Origin of the sequence: Brevibacillus laterosporus, assembly GCF_030489605.1 — a bacterium.
GTDB lineage: Bacteria > Bacillota > Bacilli > Brevibacillales > Brevibacillaceae > Brevibacillus_B > Brevibacillus_B laterosporus_E.
The window spans coordinates 66254-84816 of the sequence record NZ_JAUKFY010000018.1 but is presented as its reverse complement, the minus strand read 5'-3'; the positions used below and the strand labels follow the sequence as shown (position 1 = coordinate 84816).

The window sequence follows — 18563 nt, the reverse complement described above, 5'->3', positions numbered from 1 at the left end:
CTACTCAATTTCATACTGTACCGAAACCGTTGTTTCTACTTTAATTTGTCCAGGAGCGATTGAACTGCCTCTAGCTGCTGAGTCCTGCATCGCTAATTCATTTTTCGCCAGGATATAAGGACGTTCTGCAACATTGCTCTCTGAAATGGTCAGTACTTTTTTCACTGTCACTCCCGATGCCTTGGCTAGCGCCTCTGCTTTAGCTTTTGCATTTTGCACAGCTAGTGTTAAGGCTTGCCCTTCATATTTGGCTTGTTTATCTGTACTTAACTGAACGGAATCAATTCGATTGGCTCCTGCTGCTGAGAGCTTATCTAACAAATTACCAATCTTATTGAGATTTCGATATGTTACTTTTACGATATGCTGACTTTGGTAGCCTGTCAGGACAGGACCCGCTTTATCCTCGTAATTGTATTGTGGGCTAGTAGCAAATTGAATGGTTTGAATGTCTTTTTCAGATAAACCTTCCTGTTTCAACGCCTTTTCCACTGCAGCAAAAATTGTTGCATTCTTTTCCTGTGCTTCCTTTGCGGTTTTCGCATTCGTCTCTACTCCTACTTGGAGATAAGCCACATCCGGATCAATAGAGATACTACCTACTCCGGTAACATTAATGTTTCGGATTACCTGAGCCTCTTGGGCATATGCGGCAGGTACAGCAGCCAAAAAACTTCCACCTGTTAACAATCCAAGTGTCAGAAATGACGCTACTACTTTATTCATTGCTTTTTTTCTCATGATTATTGCCACCTTTCAATCATGCGCTTCACTATTTCAGCATTCTGCCAATATACGCATTATCTGAATACCTGCTTTGACGAACCTATTGTTGAATTCGTTTCAACAGAAAAGATCACGCACTGCCGCGAATGATAAACTTCAACGGAAGCTCTACTTTTTTAGTGACAATTTTTCTCTCCTTTAGCTTGTTTCCCCGCTCAGGAATCTGTTCGATAAAGAGCTGAAATGCTACCTTGCCTGCTTCAAAACTAGGTACATTCACCGTGGTTAAATCAAGAATGCCGGCCAACGGTAAATTATCAAAGCCAATAATAGCCAAGTCCTCAGGAACACGCCATCCTAGTTTTTTGGCTTCTGTTATCATGCCTGCTGCTGGCAAATCACCCGCGACCATAATCGCTTGGGGACGTTCCTTTAGCCGGGCTAATTGCTGCACAACCTGCGAACCATCCTCCATCTGATAGCAATTTTCAAAAATCCATTCTGGTCGAACAGGTTCTTTCAAATCGGCAATCCCTTCTAAATACGCCTGCATACGTTTTTTTCCGTTATGAGTGCCACTCGTTCCAAGAGAAAAGCCAATTTGTCGATAGCCTTTTTCCACTAAATAACGAAAGCATTCCTGCGTTCCCTTGTACCGATCAACATGTACATAAGAGATGACTTCACTGTCTACTTTTTCGCAGGCAACGATCAGTCCGTAGGAAGCATACGCCTCTACCATCTCCCAATTGCCTTTTCTGGAAACAATGATGACTCCATCTATTTGCTTAGATTTCAGCATATCCAATACGCGCTTTTCTTCATTTTGATCATAATTGGTCTGGCATAAAATTAATCGGTAATTATTCAGCAATGCTTGTTCGGCAATTCCCTCCAGCACCATTCCTGCAAAAGGATGATTGACAAACGGCAATAGGACCGCCACCATTCCTGTCCGCCCTTTTACTAGATGGACAGCGTTGCTATTCGGTGAGTAATTAAGCTTATGCACAGCATCCCATACTGCCTGCCGCTTAGCTTCCTGTACATAGGGATGATTGTTAAGAACGCGTGAAACAGTTGTAATAGATACACCTGCTAGCTCGGCTATCTGTTTTATATTAGCCATGTGTCATCCCCCCTCTCTCCATTTTAAAATAAGCTGTGAATAGTTGCCATGTTCACATAGCTTGAAGAGAATCTGAAGAATTCTCTTGACCTGAAATGCTTTTCATACTGTAAGGTTTACCTTGTTAGCACCATCTGGTGTCGGCGTGACCGTTGGGCGTTACGACACAGTGGTACCCCTTAGATCAACTAGAAAAAGCGGAGGAAATTTACGTGGAGAGAAAAATCGTATTTTTTGATGTAGACGGAACCTTACTTACTGAAGATAAGCAATTACTGACAAGCACTCGCGATGCGGTACGTCGATTGCGTGAAAATGGAATCTATACTGCTATCGCTTCTGGTCGTATGCCTAAACAGTTAGAAGACATATGTAGAGAATTAGACATTCATTCTTATGTTTCCATAAATGGTCAATATGTTGTATTTGAAGGTGAAGAAATCTATCGTAATCCAATAGCAATAGAGCACCTAACAGATTTAACCGATCTTGCCAACAAACACGGGCATGTCCTTACTTATGTAAATCATGAAATGCTATGTGCCAACCATCTTAACGATCCTCTTTTGGACGTAATTTATGGTGAACTGCAATTGGCTAAGCCTTCTCTTGATCCTGATTTTTACAAGCAAAACCCAATTTATCAAAGCATTATCTTCTGCTCACCTGAGTTTGCCAAGGAGTATATGGAACGCTTCCCTCAATTTGGCTTTATTCATTGGCATGATTATGCCTTAGATATTATTCCGTCGGGAAGCTCCAAAGCAGTCGGCATCCAAAAAATGCTGGAACACGGTGATTTTTCCCTTGAGCACACCTATGCCTTTGGTGACGGCTTAAACGATCTAGAAATGCTGGAAACCGTAGGACATGGTGTAGCCATGGGCAATGCCGTTTTGGAAGCAAAACAAAAAGCTCGTTATGTAACAGCAAGCTGCAATGAGGATGGGATTGCAAAGGGTCTCTCTATGTTAGGATTACTAGACTAATTGATTAAAAACAATTCTAAAAAAGCCGTTTTCTCTTCATACAGAAAACGGCTTTTTCCCCTATTATCTTGTTACCTGTTTTATTTTATCCATCATCTGATTCGGTGTTAGTCCGTTTAATTCAGAAATTCCATATCCCTCTAGAGCCACCGTTCTTCCATCAAAAACAGGGTAGATTCCTTGCCATTTTTCTACAGTTGTGTAGGTATTGGAATCCACTTTTTTTAGGAATAAAAAATATTCACCATCCCCAAGTGCTCCTGGATACTGTAAATTTAAAGGATCTCTGGCCTCAGGCTTAGGTTCCAATCCATAAAATACTAGCCGCACTTGTCTCCCTACGCTTCCCTTCAGTGTCGCTTTTACTTGAAAGGTTTGTGTATATTTGACGACTTTTCTTCCTTGTACGGCTTGCCCTGTCGTTTGTTCATTAACTGCTTCCAATGGTGTTGCACGAATGATTGCCTGGGAAGCATTGATTAGTTCCTTGACAGAACTAAATCTTGTTTCATTTTGGATCACTTGTACGTGCTGTGCCTCCTGAAGAGATCTTCCCGCATCCGAGCCCCATTCTGTGTATCCGATCATTAATACCGTAAGCATCCAACTGCTGTACCACATGTTGTGCCTCCTGAACTCTCATGTTTGCTGTTATTATGTGTTAAGACAGTATGAATATATACGATCGTCCTGTGTAACCGGTTACACCCTGGAAGCGTTTAACCATTGAACCTGCCACTCTTGATATTTATCTGCCCATTCCTCGGGTATTTCTCTATCACAAATAACTGTCTGAATGTCTTTTATATCTGCAATCTTATAAAAAGTCTGTAATTCCAATTTAGCCTGATCACACAGCACAATGCATTCCTTTGAATTCTCCATAAATTTGCGAACCAAAAAAGCTCGTTCGGCATCATGATGGCTCATTCCTTTTTGCAAGGATAATCCATCTACACACAGAAAAGCCTTATCTGCATGGAAATATTCCATCATTTTTTCTGTCATCAAGCCGCAAACACGTGCATGCTTTTGATGAACCTTCCCACCTAAAAAATAGATATCTCCAGTAAATTCGGCCTTTTTCTCCTGAAGAAAAAAGCTTTGCAGTAATCGTACAGAGCAAGTAATGATCGTCACGTCTTGTTTTTCTAATAAATAGGGCAACATATATAGTGAAATAATCCCATCATCCAGAGCTACACTCTCACCATGCTGCACCAAATTTGCTGCTGCCTGTGCAATATCCTTTGCGCTGCTATAACAAATTTCTGAGTCGTCTTTATAAGAAAGCAGCTCGACGTCTCCGCTTACTTTGACGGCTCCCCCATACACTCGCCTGAGCCTCTGCTCTTGTTCCAGCTCTTCTAAATACCGACGTACGGATTCTGAAGAGACTTGCAGCTTTTCTACTAGCTCAGTTGTTTTTACTTTTCCTTCTTGTTGCAGTAGTTCTAAGATGAGCTCCTTTCTTTCCTCTCCTACTAATGACACACAAACCGCCCCTTTTTCGCCTCTTTTTGTTATTGTAACTCAACTTTTGTTTTTCAGATAGACTTTTGCTTGCTTCATGGAAAAACTATTACGAAAAATAGCCGACAAGCATTTTTGTAAATGTTTTACCCTATCATACTTGATAAACAAATACTTTACAAACTTTTGTTTAAATGATAAACTTTTGTTTGAAAGGAGGAGTGTCACATGGATAAAGAACAACAAATCTTGCACTATATCCGTTTGAATCCCTTCATCAGCCAACAAGAATTAGCCAATAAAATGGGAATTTCCCGCTCAGCCGTAGCAGGGTATATTGCCACTATGATGAAACAAGGTCAAATCAAAGGAAGAGCCTACATTTTAAAAGAAGAAGCTTCCATCACTTGCCTTGGGGGAGCCAATCTGGATCGCAAAGCTCGCAGCAAACAACAAGTCAAACTGCACTCTTCCAATCCAGTTAGCATCTCTCAATCATGTGGAGGGGTAGCCCGAAACATTGCTGAAAATTTGGGACGCCTTGGTTGCGTTACGTCTCTTATTACAAGCGTAGGCAATGACAAAGAGGGGGAATGGGTTCTTGCAGAAACCAAACAGCATGGGGTAGATGTTAGTCAATCCTGGATGCTCTCCTCTGAACAAACAGGTACCTACACAGCGCTACTAGATGTAGATGGTGAAATGTTCGTTTCCCTGGCAAACATGGATATTTATGAAAAAGTAACAACTGAGATGATTGCAGAGAAATGGGCTCATATCGTCGCTTCCGACATTGTGCTTCTGGATACGAACCTCCCAGAGGACGTGTTGGCATATGTGATCAAACGCTGTCACGATGAGAACATTACTTTGTATATCGATCCAGTCTCTTCAGCAAAAGCTAAAAAATTACCCGAATCTCTCATGGGCGTCACAAGTATTTTGCCTAACCAGGAAGAAGCTGAAATTCTTTCTGGCATGAAGATTAACAATGTAGAGGATGTAAAAACAGCTTGCCGGTTCATTCGCAAGCGCGGCGCTCTCAATGTCATCGTAACCATGGGTGAACAAGGGATTTTTGTTTCTTCTCCTGAACACGAGGTTTTACTTCCACCATATCCAGTGGATGTTGTAGATGTCACCGGTGCCGGTGATGCCTTTGCCTCAGGTCTATTGCACGGTGTTCTACACGGTGAAGAGCTTTTAGACGCTTGTCGGTTAGGTCTTGCTGCATCAGCTCTGACATTGGTAACAGAACAATCTGTCTCTCCCGAATTACAGCCGGAAAAACTATATCAGTTCGTAAAGGAGAATGTACAATGAAAAACTACTTAACTTTTACTGAAGAGGTTGCCCATGCTCTAGAAAATAAATTGCCGATCGTCGCTTTAGAGACAACCATTATCTCTCATGGCATGCCGTATCCGCAGAACATTGAGATGGCGAAAAAAGTTGAGCAAATCATTCGCGATAACGGTGCTGTGCCAGCTACGATTGGTATCATGGATGGTAAAATTAAAATTGGTCTTACTGATCAAGAATTAGAAGAATTCGCTACGAACAAATCAGTCGAGAAAGTAAGCCGCCGTGATTTCCCTTATATCCTTGCATCAGGTAAAATTGGAGCGACCACTGTTGCCGGCACTATGATTGCTGCTGAACTAGCCGGAATCGAAATGTTTGCCACAGGCGGTATCGGTGGGGTTCACCGCGAAGGAGAGGTTACGTGGGACGTATCTGCTGACCTGACAGAATTGGCGAATACTAGCGTAGCCGTGGTATGCGCAGGTTGCAAATCAATTCTTGATATCGGACGTACGCTAGAATATTTAGAAACACAAGGGGTACCTGTTGTAGGTTACAAAACAGACGAATTCCCTTCCTTCTACTCCCGTAAGAGCGGCTACGGCGTTGACTTCAAATTGGACGCGCCTGATGCAGTAGCTTCCGTGATGGATACAAAATGGAAGCTAGGTATGCAGGGTGGAATGGTCATCTCCAACCCTGTGCCAGAAGAATCTGCTCTGCCATACGATCAAATTGAAGCAGCGATCCAGCAAGCACTTTCAGAAGCGAAGGAAAATAATATCGCTGGCAAAAAAGTAACACCGTTCCTACTTTCAAAAGTAAAAGAACTAACTACAGGCAAAAGCTTAGAAACTAACATCGCACTTGTATATCACAACGCAGAGGTAGCAGCTAAGATTGCCGTTGAATACAAAAAGAAACAAAAGCAATAAGTTATCCAAATCTAGTTAACATTGTTGTAAACCAGCTTGTTATAAACTCCTGACTATTTTAAAAAGGCAGCTCCAAAGTGATTTCTCTCTTGGAACTGCCTTCTTTTTATTTTAATAGCCTACCTGTCATTCATTAGTAAGGGCCATATCCAACGAACTGTGCAACAATAATAGCGATACCCCCAACGGCGATCTGCAAGCCAATTAGAGGCATAATCCATTTAAACCAGCGTATCCATGGAATTTTGGCCAAGGCTAGTCCAGCCATAAAATATCCAGAGGTAGGAGTCACAATATTAGTAAAGCCGTCTCCCAATTGAAAGGCCAATACTGCGGTTTGACGAGTGATGCCCACCAAGTCAGCCAAAGGAGTCATAATGGGCATTGTCAGTGCCGCTTGCCCACTCCCGGACGGGACAATCACGTTTAACAAGCATTGCAGAATAAACATGCCCGTAGCTGTTAAAGAGGAGGGGACTTGCTGAATAGCTTGAGCTGAATAGAACAGAAGCGTATCCATTACCTGCCCCTCTGTCAGAACCAGCAAGATCGCCCGGGCCATCCCAATGATTAGCGCCCCTTCTAATAAATCTGCTGCTCCTCTCGTAAAGCAAGTAACAAACTCATTGCCACTCATACGACAAATGAAACCAGATACCAACGCTAAACATAAAAAGATGGTGGCAATCTCCGAAATAAACCACCCTTGCTTGATGACACCAAAGGCAATTGTGCCTAATGTCAGCATAAAGCTAAGCAGAACAAGCTTGTGCTTCAAGAGAAACACGTTATGATCCACGGCCTTTTGATTTTTTGCAGCCTGCAAAGTAGAAGACGCAAAATGACTATACAGCATCTCTTTACCAAAGCTATTTTCCGCAAAGAAGCCTTTAGACGGATCCCTCTTCACTTTCATCGCATAACGATATACAAAGGTAGCACTAACGATGTAGAGAACCACGAATAGCCCAATTCGAAAGCTCATGCCAGAAAACAGCGGAAGCTCTGCTATCTTTTGAGCAACACCTATAGTAAAAGGATTAATAAGAGCGGTGCTAAAACCGATTTGGGCCCCTACTAGTACAATCGCAGCACCTGTAATGACATCAAAGCCTAATGCCAACGCCACCGGAATAAGCAATGCTAGATAGGGCAGGGTCTCCTCAGCCATCGCCATTAAAGAACCGCAGACACCAAAGAATAGCATCATCAGTGGAACTAGCCACTTTTCCTGATTCCCCAATCTACGTGCCATGACTGCTACCAAAGCTTCCATTGCTCCAGAATATGTAATGATTCCATATGTTCCTCCGACTATAAGGACAAAGAATATAATGTCGGCAGTCTCCACCATTCCTTTATGAATACTAATCAGCGTATCAAATGGATGGACAGGCTTGGACGGCAGAAAGTGAAAGCTAGCGGGATTGACCACATTTCGCCCATCAACTTCAACGCGGGCATATTCTCCAGCAGGTACTATATACGTAAGTACAGTTGCCAATAATAAAATGCCTAACAACAAGACGAAAACGTTTAGTTCTCCAGGAAGCTTGCGTCCCCTTTTCATCTTGAACAATCGTGCATTCATGTAAAACAAAATCCCCCTTTCGCATCAGTCTATTATAACGTGAAAAAAGAACTAACTTTTTTCAGTTCTATGACAGTTGAAAAAGGGGAACTGCTACCTATTTATTTTGCTTCTCCAAAAAGCTCTTCATGCATCGCTTCACGAGTTGTCTTTACTGCCAGCATGATTTCTTCTTTGCTGGCTTGCTCTATATGAATGCCTACAATAGCGGTAACTGTGCATTTTTTGTGTTCACAAGCTAGGCTCGCACATTCGATCGCCAGTTGATCTTCCTTATGACCAGGTAATGTGATAAGCTCCGCTTTTACCTGCTCATCCTGCCAATAAGCGGTCGCAACTGCACCAATATGTACCACTCCTCCGCCTATCAGATAGACGATATCATCCCCCATCATCTGTCGGCGTACTTCTATGTTAAACGGCCGTTTCTTCATATTTAATCCCTCCTCTGTCTTTATAGCTTCTATCCGTTTAGTTTATTCTTAACTAGCGTTACCAATTGGGTATCGACTGCTTTCAACGCTTGTCCACCCTGTCTTACTCCCGTGCCAAAATGAACCTCCCTGACACCTGTTTCTTTTACAAAATCAGACACAGTCTCAATGGTTAAGCCGGCGCCCGCTAGTAGGGTTATGTGCGTGGAAGCAGTTCGCTCTACCAACGCTTTCATCTGTTCTACAGCTTGCAGGGCACTTGACTTGCCTCCAGATGTTAGAATGCGGTCAATCTGTTTATAGTGGAGTAATTGTTCAAGCGCTTCTGTTTGATTCTCTACCTCGTCAAATGCCCGATGGAACGTAACATGCATGTGTCCTGTTTCTGTTAATAAAGTCTCTAATGCTCGAAAATCAATATGATGATCTGGCGTTAAAGCTCCCAGAACCACACCTGCTGCACCAAGTTCCCTGATGGCTTGTATATCTTTCAGCATCACATCTATATCGTCTGTCGTATAAACGAAGGATTGACTATGAGGACGCACCATTACATGTACGGGAATTTTCACCTGATGGACTACATTTTTTATGAGACCATAGCTAGGAGTAAGTCCTCCTTCCAAAATACCTGTGATCAATTCCAATCGATCCGCTCCGCCAGCTTCTGCTCGCTTCGCATCATCTAACGTAGTTGCAATTACTTCAAGCATCATGCTACCTTCACTCCCTTTGGTACGCTTATTGGTTATTCCTTCTACTTTAGCATGGTAATTGACTACTATGCATCAAAAAAGCAAGGGTTCAACCTACTTACCTTTTATCATGATTCAAGAGATGGCTTCGTTCCAATCATAAATGAACCAGTGTATAAAAATGCAAAAAGAGAAGGCAGGACCCTTATCGGATCATGCCCTCTTTGCAGTGTTATTTTTATGATGGGTGGTTATAGTTTTTTAATCTCATCTTTTAAAATCTCGGATTGTGTACCAAAAACAATTTGTACACTACCTTGACCTAAGCGCATAACACCTGCTGCACCCAGCTGCTTCAAGGCTGCATCATTTACCTTTTGGTCATCGTTTACTACTAAACGCAGACGAGTAATACATGCATCAATGTTCTTGATATTTTCTTTTCCACCGATATTTGATAATACTTTTTCTGCTTTATCTCTCATAGCATCATTGGTTTTAGCCGTATCCCCTTCGGCCGTTGCTGCGAAATCATCTTCGCGACCAGGCGTTTTCAGGTTCAGCTTCTTAATCATGATACGGAACAAGAAGTAGTAAAGGACGAAGGTAGCAAGACCAATCGGCCAAAGCAGAAGCGGTTTTTGGGACCATTTAAAGTTAACCAGGTAGTCGATAAAACCAGCCGAGAATCCAAAGCCTAGACGTACACCTAATTCAATAATTATAAAGGCAATCGCACCTGTTAAAACAGCGTGGATACCATATAGTAACGGAGCAGCAAACATGAATGCAAATTCTAACGGCTCAGTGATACCTGTCAAGAACGCCGCGATTGCTGTACTTAGGAAGATAGAAGCCACCGTTTTTCGGTTTTCCGGTTTCGCCGTGTGAACGATTGCTAGTGCAATTGCTGGCATAGCGAACATCATGATTGGGAAGAAGCCTGTCATAAATAGTCCGGCAGATGGATCTCCCGCAAAGAAGCGATTCAAGTCACCTTTTACGATTTCACCAGCCGCATTTGTAAACGTTCCAATTTCAAACCAAGCGATCGTGTTAATAACATGGTGCAAACCAAATGGAATAAGTACACGGTTCGCGATACCAAAGATACCGCTACCTACAGCCCCCATACTTACAACCGTATTACCAAATGAATTAAGCGCCTCTTGGACAGGACCCCATACAAGACCAAGTAGCAAACCTAACACTACCATGGTAGAAGATGTAATGATCGGAACAAATCGTTTACCACTAAAGAAGCCTAACCAATCTGGGAGCTTGATATTGTGGTACTTGTTGTAGAAGAAAGCCGCCAAACCACCGGACATAATACCGCCTAACACGCCCATGTCCAATTTCATTGCATCGTCGATAAAAGCAAATGCAGGTGGAACCGCTTTCAATACATTAAGTAAAACCAATTGTGCAATTACTGCTGCTAAAGCTGCAACTGCGTCTCCTGCCAAACCAATGGCTACCCCGACAGCAAATATTAAAGGTAAGTTATCAAAAATAGCAGAACCGCCTGCTTTCAGGAATGGAGCGATGTAATGATTTAAAAATTCGCCAGTGGTGCCCATGTTAAAATCTTTAACATAGTCGATTGCCCCAAAACGTAGCAATAAAGATGCAGCTGGCAAGGTTGCGACCGGAAGCATCAAAGCTTTACCAATCTTTTGAAGAAAAGCCAACATATCATTTCCTCCTTTTGAAGTTATATATGAGTAGTGAAACCTCATGGCGTTCATAAGGTTTCACATCATATCGCTTGTTGTATGCGTTAGCCTTGAAGAACAGCCTCTCTGGATTCGTCTTGCAAAGGCAACAGCTCAGCCGTTGCACGATCTACCAATACGGTCAAATTAGGATGCAGCTGTAAAATGGATACAGGCACCTGTGGATCAACTATGCCTGTGAATAAATGACGGACAGCTTCCGCCTTACTCTTGTCATTTACAAGTAACAGGACGTGGCGAGCCTTCATAATCCCACCAATCCCCATCGTCACAGCCTGCTTAGGCACCTCGGATACATCAGAGAAGAAGCGAGCATTTGCTTCAATGGTCTCAGACGCCAGTTCTACTACATGAGTAGATAATGTGAACGCTTGAGCTGGTTCATTAAAGCCAATGTGTCCATTATGACCAATACCCAATATTTGAATATCAATGCCGCCTGCCTCTTCCATTGCCTTCTCGTACCGAGAGCACTCTGCCTTCGCATCCGCAAATATACCTGATGGAATATTCGTTTGTTCTTTTTTAATATTTACATGAGAGAACAAGTTATCCCACATGAAATAGCTGTAGCTTTGATCGTGGTCAGCAGTCAGCCCCACATATTCATCTAGGTTAAACGTTGTGATTTGACTAAAATCAACGTTTCCTGCCTGATGCATGCTGATTAATTCTTTATACATCCCTATTGGCGTGCTTCCTGTAGCCAAGCCAAGCACAGACGCAGGCTTTTTTTTCAGTTGTTCTGCCATGATTTCAGCGGCTTTTTTGCTTAGCTCTTGATAGTTCTCTGATACAATTACCCTCATTACTTATCCCTCACTATCTACAAGATGTAATCATTTCTATCTACATGATGTATAGTTGTTTGAAAGGATTAAGCTTTAAGCGTTACTTCAAGAACTTTTTCCTGACCACGAGTCACAGAAGCACCTACAAATTGTTTCATGCTTTCTACAGCATCGCTGTTTGTAATAATAATTGGTGTGATTACAGGATAGCCTGCGTTTTTAATGATATCTAAATCAAATTCAATCAGGGTCTGACCCGCTTTTACATCTTGACCAGTCGTTACTTTCGCGGAGAAACCTTCGCCGTTTAAGTTAACAGTATCAATACCGATATGCATCAAGATTTCAGCACCATTAGCTGTCTGCAATCCGATTGCATGCCCTGTGTTAAACAAATGAACGACTTTCGCATCAACAGGTGCTACCAGAACACCTTCTGTTGGGTCGATAGCTAAGCCATCACCAGCAATTTTTTGAGAAAAAACAGGATCTGGTACTTCTTCTAAATGAACTGCCTTACCAGTAAGGGGAGCTAGCAGTTGAGTTGGCTGAACTTCTTTTTTACGAGAAAATAATTTGCTAAACATATAGGGCCTCCTTAGGTGTTCATTGACTTTATCAAATAGAAAAGGCATGAGCATAGAAAAATGGGTATGCCTAAACAAATTGATATCATTTAGGATACTCCATCCTCCACTGCTCATGCCTAGTCGAACCAGTAACACGCTGTGAAAAGACAATTATTCTTTTTTGTCCTTTACGAGTTGAAACAAGCGGAACAAATGCATAGCCATGTATCCCACTTCATCCTCAGGGACTTTAACATCTAACTTTCGTGAAATAAGCTCTCCTAACTGCAAGGCAAGCTCATATGCCTCAGGAAGCATTGTTTTCACGCGATCCAATAAAGGATTCTCTATTGTTTTGCCTTCCATCAATCGTTCTAGAACGAAGCGGAAATGCGTAATCATTCGAGTATAGTGCAAGCTTTCCTTTGTTACCTTCAATGTTAAACACTCTTCCACCATCTGAATCATCTCAAGGATGAGGTTCGTATGCTTCACTGTCTGCGCTACTGGAATGTAGCTAACAGCGGAGTGAATATGCAGAGCCAAGAATCCGATTTCACTTTCTGGAACCGTAATCGTGAAGGTGTCTTCGATTAAGGCCGCCGCTCGTTCAGCAAGAATGAATTCCTGCGGATACAGCGCCTGAATCTCGAATAGGAAAGGGTTTACAATTTCCATGCCGCTTGACAAGCGATGCACAGCAAACTGGATATGGTCAGGTAAAGCAACATGAATTAATTCATTGATCTCAGGCGTCATTTCATCACAAACCCATGAAATGATTTCTTCTGCAATTTCAATCACCGACTGATCAATTTGGGTCAGAAGAGATTGGAATTGATTTAAGTGAAGCTCATTTTCCATTCGAAAGCGCTTCTCAATACGTTCATCATTCTTTGCAATCGGGTTGCCTGCTTTTTGCCCAAATCCAAGACCTTTGCCAAGCAAGACCACTTCTGTATTCACAGTTGGATCGCTTACCAAGACGACGTTATTACTTAAAATTCGACTTATGTTATAATCTTGGCTTTTGTACACGCAGACACCACCATAGATCAGAATTACGAACTTGCATTGAGAATCCCTGCGTATCCTGGAACAGTCATAAAGTCAAAAAAGAGCCAACATCAGATTTTCTCCATGAAAAAACAAGAAAGAAAAATCCTTTGTGTGGCTCATGCCTGTCTGTAACAGTAACACGCCTGTAAACGCATTATTCGCTTTAAATTCATTTTACTATAAAGTTGATAAAAGTCAATCATAACTTATCATCTTTATAGGACATTCTAGCTCACTATATGCTTTAACGAAGCCTCATTTGCTCCCTGCCTCGTTTTTTATCCCAATATGGAAGTGCTAGTCGATCTAAACCAAAGTATCCTGCATTACGACCAGCAACTAAAATAAACGTAGTTAATAAAATGAAATATGGATTAATACTGACTGTACCACTAAATAAGAATGCGTAATTCATAGAAATGCCCATTAATCCAGCAAATGTGGTGAACAGCCCTAGTATTAACGCAAGTCCTACCAGGAATTCTCCCCAAGGAATTAAGAAATTGAAAAAGGAAGCGCCCGGCAATGCGAAATTTTCCAGGAAAGCAGCCCACCAGCCTTGAACAGATGGATGATCACCAGCCGCTTTTTCAATTGCTCCTTTTAAGAAGCCCTCTGTCGCAAAGCCTTCACCGCTTAACTTGCCCCAACCAGCGGTAATCCAAGTATACCCCAAATAAAGACGAATCAATAATAAAACGACTGAAGCACTTCGAGATTGTCGTAGCCAAGCTACCATACACACCACTCCTTTTTTCTCTGTAAAAAGCGTTTTGGTTTCTCCTATATTTCTCTCCCACACTGCGTAAACCAATTACATCCTTGCTATGTTATAACATTCCTTTCTGCCTTTATCATACCCATACTTCCTTATTTACACTGGACCTTTTTGGATATGTCGGCTGATTGTCATAGTTCCTTGAGCAACAAATGAACATTGCAAGATAGGGCTGTAATTCTTGTTTGTCATTACCGATAACCGCTATTTTATGTAGTCTTTTAGACTTAAACCTTCCGCGCCTATCAGTTCTCTTTTCCTATCAGTATGCTTTGCTGCCGATTGACTTATTTCTATTATTTGTAGCAAGAAATTGGTTTTGATGGTTATATTCTGCACAGCTAGAAATATTTCCTTTATTTCCCGATGTGCCTGTTGCAGCATTTCATATATTATTGTAGTCGTTACTCCATGTTGTAAAAATAGGTTCCTTGCTTCATTTTTCTTCGGTTCCATTGGTTCTACTAGAGTGCTGTATGTTTGTATGTTTAGGTGAATCTGATTAACTGCTTCCTTGCATTCATGCCAGATGACAGCAGATTTGTCCTTCAATTGCTTCACAGACTCTCTCATAGCCAAAGAAGATTCGTTGTCGTAATCATTTATTCGTTCACTATTCAACATGGTCTGCTTGGCTAAACGCTGTGTTTCATTTGTTATTGTAGAAATGTCCAGCAAGATTTTTTCTAGTGCCTGAATATCACAATCACATTTTTGACTATTTGCAGCATGCAATGGATTATTCTTTGTTTGACACTCCATTCGTGTAATAGTGTCTCCCTTCCTAACTTCTTGTATATACGTTATTTATCGAAATTTCTGCTGAACAAAAATAGGGTCATTTTACACAAAAATAAAAACACCAGGCAAAATTTACGTGTCGCCTGGTGTCCTATTCTATTAATCATCGAAAGCTACGTGAGTGGGCTAGCTATTTTTTGATTAATTCCAAATCAACCGGAATAAATTCCTCTACCTTTTCACCCTTGGATACTTTAATGGCAGTCTCTACCGCTTTTTTACCGATTTCAGATGGTTTTTGCGCTACAGTTGCCGCCAGTTTTCCATCCTTTACAGCAGCGACTGCATCCTCAGTAGCGTCAAAGCCTACTACCTTCACTTCTTTTAAACCTGCTGCCTCCAATGCTTGCAACGCGCCCAAAGCCATTTCATCATTGTGGGCAAACACAGCTTGGATGTTTTTATTTCCTTGCAAAATGTTTTCCATAACGCTCATGCCTTTTGCACGATTGAAATCTGCTGGTTGAGTAGCTGTGACTTTTAGACCATCTTTATTGTCTACCGCCTTGTGAAAGCCTGTACCCCGATCACGTGCTGCCGAGGAACCGGGAATACCCTCCAGCTCAACCACGTTCCCTTTACCACCTAGGGAGTCTAGAATGAATTGACCCGCCATTTCTCCGCCCTTCACGTTGTCGGAAGCGATGTGTGCGGTTACTTTCCCACCTTCTGCAGCACGGTCTACCGTAACTACCGGGATGTTCGCTGCGTTGGCTGATTCAACTGCTGTGGAAATAGCTGCGCTATCGGTTGGATTAACCAAGATGACATCTACTTTTTTCTGGATTAAATCCTCTACTCCACTAATTTGTTTAGCAGTATCATCCTGAGAATCCACGACAATCAGATTTACCCCTGCCTCCTTGGCTGCCTTTTCTGCACCTTCTTTTAACGTTACAAAGAAGGGGTTATTTAAAGTAGAGATAGAGAGCCCGATGGTGACACCTTCTTTTTTCGCATCAGGGGCTGGTGCCTTGTTGTCCTCTAAACTGGATTGGGTGGAACAGCCTGCTAGTACAGATAAAAGCATAGTGGATGCCAATGCTACTTTCATGTACTTTTTCATGTCGAAACCTCTCCTTTTTCTCATCCATTTATTTTTTAGAACGATCCAACAAAACGGCAATCAGAATGACTGCCCCTTTGGCCACCAGTTGATAGAATGATGATACATTCAACAGGTTCAGACCGTTGTTTAGCACACCGATAATCATGGCCCCGATTAAGGTACCCACAATCCAGCCTTTACCACCAGACAGACTGGTTCCCCCTAGAACAACTGCCGCAATGGCGTCTAGCTCATAAGATGTTCCCGCCGTTGGTTGAGCCGAGTTAAGACGGGAGGTCAAAATAATACCCGCTAAGGATGCGAACAAGCCGCTGATAGAATATACCCAAATTTTAACCTTCGCGGTGGAAACCCCTGATAATCTAGTTGCCTCCTCATTGCTTCCTAAAGCATAGACATGTCGGCCAAATGTTGTATGTTTTAAAATGAAATACAATGCGACAAAGGAAAGTAACATCCAGATAACCGGCATCGGAATTTGTAAAAAGAAACTTTTTCCCACCAATCCAAAGCTATCTGGCAGTCCTGTGATTGGTTTTCCCTCTGTATAAACTAGCGTCAATCCTCGAAAAACTGTCATGGTTGCCAAGGTCGCGATAAAAGGAGCTACATTTCCCTTTGCGACCAAAATTCCATTGAATGCACCCATTACCAAGCCTGCCAATAGTCCAACCACAATTGCCAGGAATGGATCGCCGCCACTAGCCATCAGCCCTGCTGACAATGCGCTTGATAAAGCTAGAGTGGAGCCTACGGACAGATCAATGCCCCCTGTTAAAATGACAAAGGTCATTCCAAATGCAATCAGCGCATTAATTGAAACCTGGCGCAGGACATTAAAAATATTGCTTACCGTTAAAAAATCAGAGCTGACGACGGACAGGATAATCACTAACAGAAACAGTCCCAGTAACGGTCCCATTTGTTGCAAAAAGTTGCTTTTAAACGTAAGAGTTGGTTTCGTTTGTGCTTGCAATGAAATGACCTCCTCCTGTTGCTGCGTGCATAATGCTTTCCTGAGTAGCTTCTTCTCTTGAGAATTCACCCGTTATTTTTCCTTCATGCATAACGATAATTCGATCGCTCATTCCTAAGACCTCAGGCAATTCTGAAGAAATCATGATGATCGCGACACCTTCCTGTGCCAAACGGTTCATCAAATCATAAATCTCTTTCTTGGCCCCAATGTCCACTCCGCGCGTTGGCTCATCTAAAATTAAAATTTTTGGAGCGGTAGCCAGCCATTTTCCAATCACAGCCTTTTGCTGATTGCCCCCGCTCAACGAACCAACCCGTTGCTCACTGCTGTGCGTTTTCACTCCTAATTTATCGATTGTCTCTCTTGCTAGTTGTTGTTCCTTTTGCTTATGAAGGACCCCAAAGGATGAGAGACTGGACAGATTAGGCAACGCTATGTTTTCACGAACCGATAAGGACAGAACCAATCCTTCTTCTTTTCGATCTTCTGTCACAAAGGCAATGCCTGCCGCAATCGCATCCTTGGGCTTGTTGATAGCTACAGGCCTGCCCTCTACTTTAATGCTTCCTGCCTCCAGCCGTTCGAGTCCAAAAATAGCTTTAGCAACCTCAGAACGGCCTGCTCCCATTAATCCGGCAAATCCCAATATTTCGCCAGCTTTTACTGCAAAGGAGATATCCGTCAGTTTTCCTTTAACAGATAGATGATCTACGCGCAGCTTCTCTTCGCCAAGGGACACCTTTACCTTTGGAAAGCGATCTGTAATTTCTCTGCCTACCATCATTTTGACCAGCTCGTCCATGTTTGTCTCAGCCGTTGCTTTCGTGCCAACATACTGACCGTCACGAAGAACTGTAATGCGATCGCTAACCTGAAAGATTTCCTCCATCCGATGCGAGATGTAAATCATGCCTACACCTTTATTTTTAAGGGCAAAAATTACCTCAAACAAAGCATCGATTTCACGATTGGTAAGAGCTGCGGTTGGTTCATCTAATACAAGGATGTCCGCCTGCAATGAAAGCGCTTTAGCAATCTCGATCATTTGTTGCTGACCAACCGATAAATCGCCCACCCTGGTATCGGGATCAACCTGAATGCCTAATTTGTCCAGATATACCTTTGCTTCCTGCCGCAGCTTTTTCCAATTTATAAATTTGGTTTTTCCATAGGTAAATTCGCGTCCCAAAAAAATATTTTCGGCAACTGATAAATGGGAAATCAGGTTCAATTCCTGATGGATGATTCCAATCCCCAGTTCAGCAGCTAATGCGGTGGTCATCTCCGGTACAGGCTGACCTTTAACTGTGATAGTACCGCTATCTTTGGTATAAATGCCACCCAGGATTTTCATAAGAGTAGATTTACCTGCACCATTCTCACCCATTAGCGCTACCAGCTCCCCTGGACGCACTGCCAATTCAACCTGATCGAGCACCTTGACACCCGGAAACGACTTACAGATTCCCTTCATTTCTACCAATAAATCTGTCATACATTC

The 18563-nt window shown here is 42.4% G+C and carries 19 protein-coding genes; 3 read left to right on the top strand and 16 right to left on the bottom strand.

Features of this window, described 5'->3' with window-relative positions; translation table 11 throughout:
- Positions 1-741: an SIMPL domain-containing protein gene (locus tag QZ995_RS17640; RefSeq protein ID WP_301809411.1), complete on the bottom strand. Its 741-nt coding sequence runs from the start codon at positions 739-741 to the stop codon at positions 1-3.
- A 115-nt stretch (positions 742-856) separates the two neighbouring features.
- The gene (locus tag QZ995_RS17635) at positions 857-1855 is read right to left on the bottom strand and encodes a LacI family DNA-binding transcriptional regulator (protein WP_301809409.1); all 999 of its coding nucleotides are present in this window, start codon (positions 1853-1855) and stop codon (positions 857-859) included.
- 212 nt (positions 1856-2067) lie between these two features.
- Here QZ995_RS17635 and QZ995_RS17630 point away from each other — a divergent pair, with 212 nt between their 5' ends.
- The gene (locus tag QZ995_RS17630; RefSeq protein ID WP_301809406.1) at positions 2068-2844 is read left to right on the top strand and encodes a Cof-type HAD-IIB family hydrolase; all 777 of its coding nucleotides are present in this window, start codon (positions 2068-2070) and stop codon (positions 2842-2844) included.
- A gap of 63 nt (positions 2845-2907) precedes the next feature.
- On the opposite strand, the gene QZ995_RS17625 is transcribed toward QZ995_RS17630, so the two are convergent.
- Both QZ995_RS17625 and QZ995_RS17620 read right to left on the bottom strand, forming a co-directional pair.
- On the bottom strand, positions 2908-3465 hold the full coding sequence (locus QZ995_RS17625; protein WP_301809403.1) for a hypothetical protein: 558 nt from the start codon (positions 3463-3465) through the stop codon (positions 2908-2910).
- An 81-nt stretch (positions 3466-3546) separates the two neighbouring features.
- Entirely contained in the window at positions 3547-4338 is a 792-nt protein-coding gene (locus tag QZ995_RS17620; RefSeq protein ID WP_301809402.1) for a DeoR/GlpR family DNA-binding transcription regulator, read from the bottom strand.
- Positions 4339-4545: 207 nt separating this feature from the next.
- Between QZ995_RS17620 and QZ995_RS17615 the strand changes: the two genes are divergently transcribed.
- Together QZ995_RS17615 and QZ995_RS17610 are read left to right on the top strand one after the other, a co-directional pair.
- The gene (locus QZ995_RS17615; RefSeq protein WP_301809401.1) at positions 4546-5640 is read left to right on the top strand and encodes a carbohydrate kinase; all 1095 of its coding nucleotides are present in this window, start codon (positions 4546-4548) and stop codon (positions 5638-5640) included.
- On the top strand, positions 5637-6557 hold the full coding sequence (locus QZ995_RS17610; RefSeq protein WP_301809399.1) for a pseudouridine-5'-phosphate glycosidase: 921 nt from the start codon (positions 5637-5639) through the stop codon (positions 6555-6557). The genes QZ995_RS17615 and QZ995_RS17610 overlap by 4 nt, the downstream gene beginning before the upstream one ends.
- Before the next feature lie 133 nt (positions 6558-6690).
- On the opposite strand, the gene QZ995_RS17605 is transcribed toward QZ995_RS17610, so the two are convergent.
- From QZ995_RS17605 to QZ995_RS17550, 12 genes are all read right to left on the bottom strand, one after another.
- Entirely contained in the window at positions 6691-8148 is a 1458-nt protein-coding gene (locus QZ995_RS17605; protein WP_301809396.1) for a YfcC family protein, read from the bottom strand.
- A 101-nt stretch (positions 8149-8249) separates the two neighbouring features.
- Positions 8250-8582, bottom strand: a complete 333-nt coding sequence (locus QZ995_RS17600; RefSeq protein WP_301809393.1) for a hypothetical protein — start codon at positions 8580-8582, stop codon at positions 8250-8252.
- 29 nt (positions 8583-8611) lie between these two features.
- A complete protein-coding gene (locus QZ995_RS17595) occupies positions 8612-9298 on the bottom strand; it encodes a copper homeostasis protein CutC (protein WP_301809391.1) in 687 nt (228 codons plus the stop codon).
- A 230-nt stretch (positions 9299-9528) separates the two neighbouring features.
- The gene (locus QZ995_RS17590; protein ID WP_301809389.1) at positions 9529-10974 is read right to left on the bottom strand and encodes a PTS transporter subunit EIIC; all 1446 of its coding nucleotides are present in this window, start codon (positions 10972-10974) and stop codon (positions 9529-9531) included.
- Between the two features lie 86 nt (positions 10975-11060).
- Complete coding sequence (nagB, locus tag QZ995_RS17585) at positions 11061-11825, bottom strand: glucosamine-6-phosphate deaminase (protein ID WP_301809387.1); 765 nt, start codon at positions 11823-11825, stop codon at positions 11061-11063.
- A 68-nt stretch (positions 11826-11893) separates the two neighbouring features.
- Positions 11894-12394: a PTS sugar transporter subunit IIA gene (locus QZ995_RS17580; protein ID WP_301809385.1), complete on the bottom strand. Its 501-nt coding sequence runs from the start codon at positions 12392-12394 to the stop codon at positions 11894-11896.
- A gap of 153 nt (positions 12395-12547) precedes the next feature.
- Complete coding sequence (glcT, locus tag QZ995_RS17575; RefSeq protein WP_301809383.1) at positions 12548-13414, bottom strand: glucose PTS transporter transcription antiterminator GlcT; 867 nt, start codon at positions 13412-13414, stop codon at positions 12548-12550.
- 265 nt (positions 13415-13679) lie between these two features.
- Positions 13680-14174 carry a DoxX family protein gene (locus QZ995_RS17570; protein ID WP_301809380.1) on the bottom strand — a complete coding sequence of 165 codons (495 nt, stop codon included), beginning with the start codon at positions 14172-14174 and terminating at the stop codon, positions 13680-13682.
- Between the two features lie 243 nt (positions 14175-14417).
- Positions 14418-14975 (bottom strand): hypothetical protein, encoded by a 558-nt coding sequence (locus tag QZ995_RS17565; RefSeq protein WP_301809377.1) that lies wholly within the window; start codon positions 14973-14975, stop codon positions 14418-14420.
- 169 nt (positions 14976-15144) lie between these two features.
- Entirely contained in the window at positions 15145-16080 is a 936-nt protein-coding gene (rbsB, locus tag QZ995_RS17560) for a ribose ABC transporter substrate-binding protein RbsB (protein WP_301809374.1), read from the bottom strand.
- A 28-nt stretch (positions 16081-16108) separates the two neighbouring features.
- Positions 16109-17005 (bottom strand): ABC transporter permease subunit, encoded by an 897-nt coding sequence (locus QZ995_RS17555; protein ID WP_301809450.1) that lies wholly within the window; start codon positions 17003-17005, stop codon positions 16109-16111.
- Between the two features lie 19 nt (positions 17006-17024).
- Positions 17025-18557, bottom strand: coding sequence for a sugar ABC transporter ATP-binding protein (locus QZ995_RS17550; protein WP_301809372.1), 1533 nt, complete (start codon positions 18555-18557; stop codon positions 17025-17027).
- Between the last annotated feature and the right edge of the window lie 6 nt (positions 18558-18563).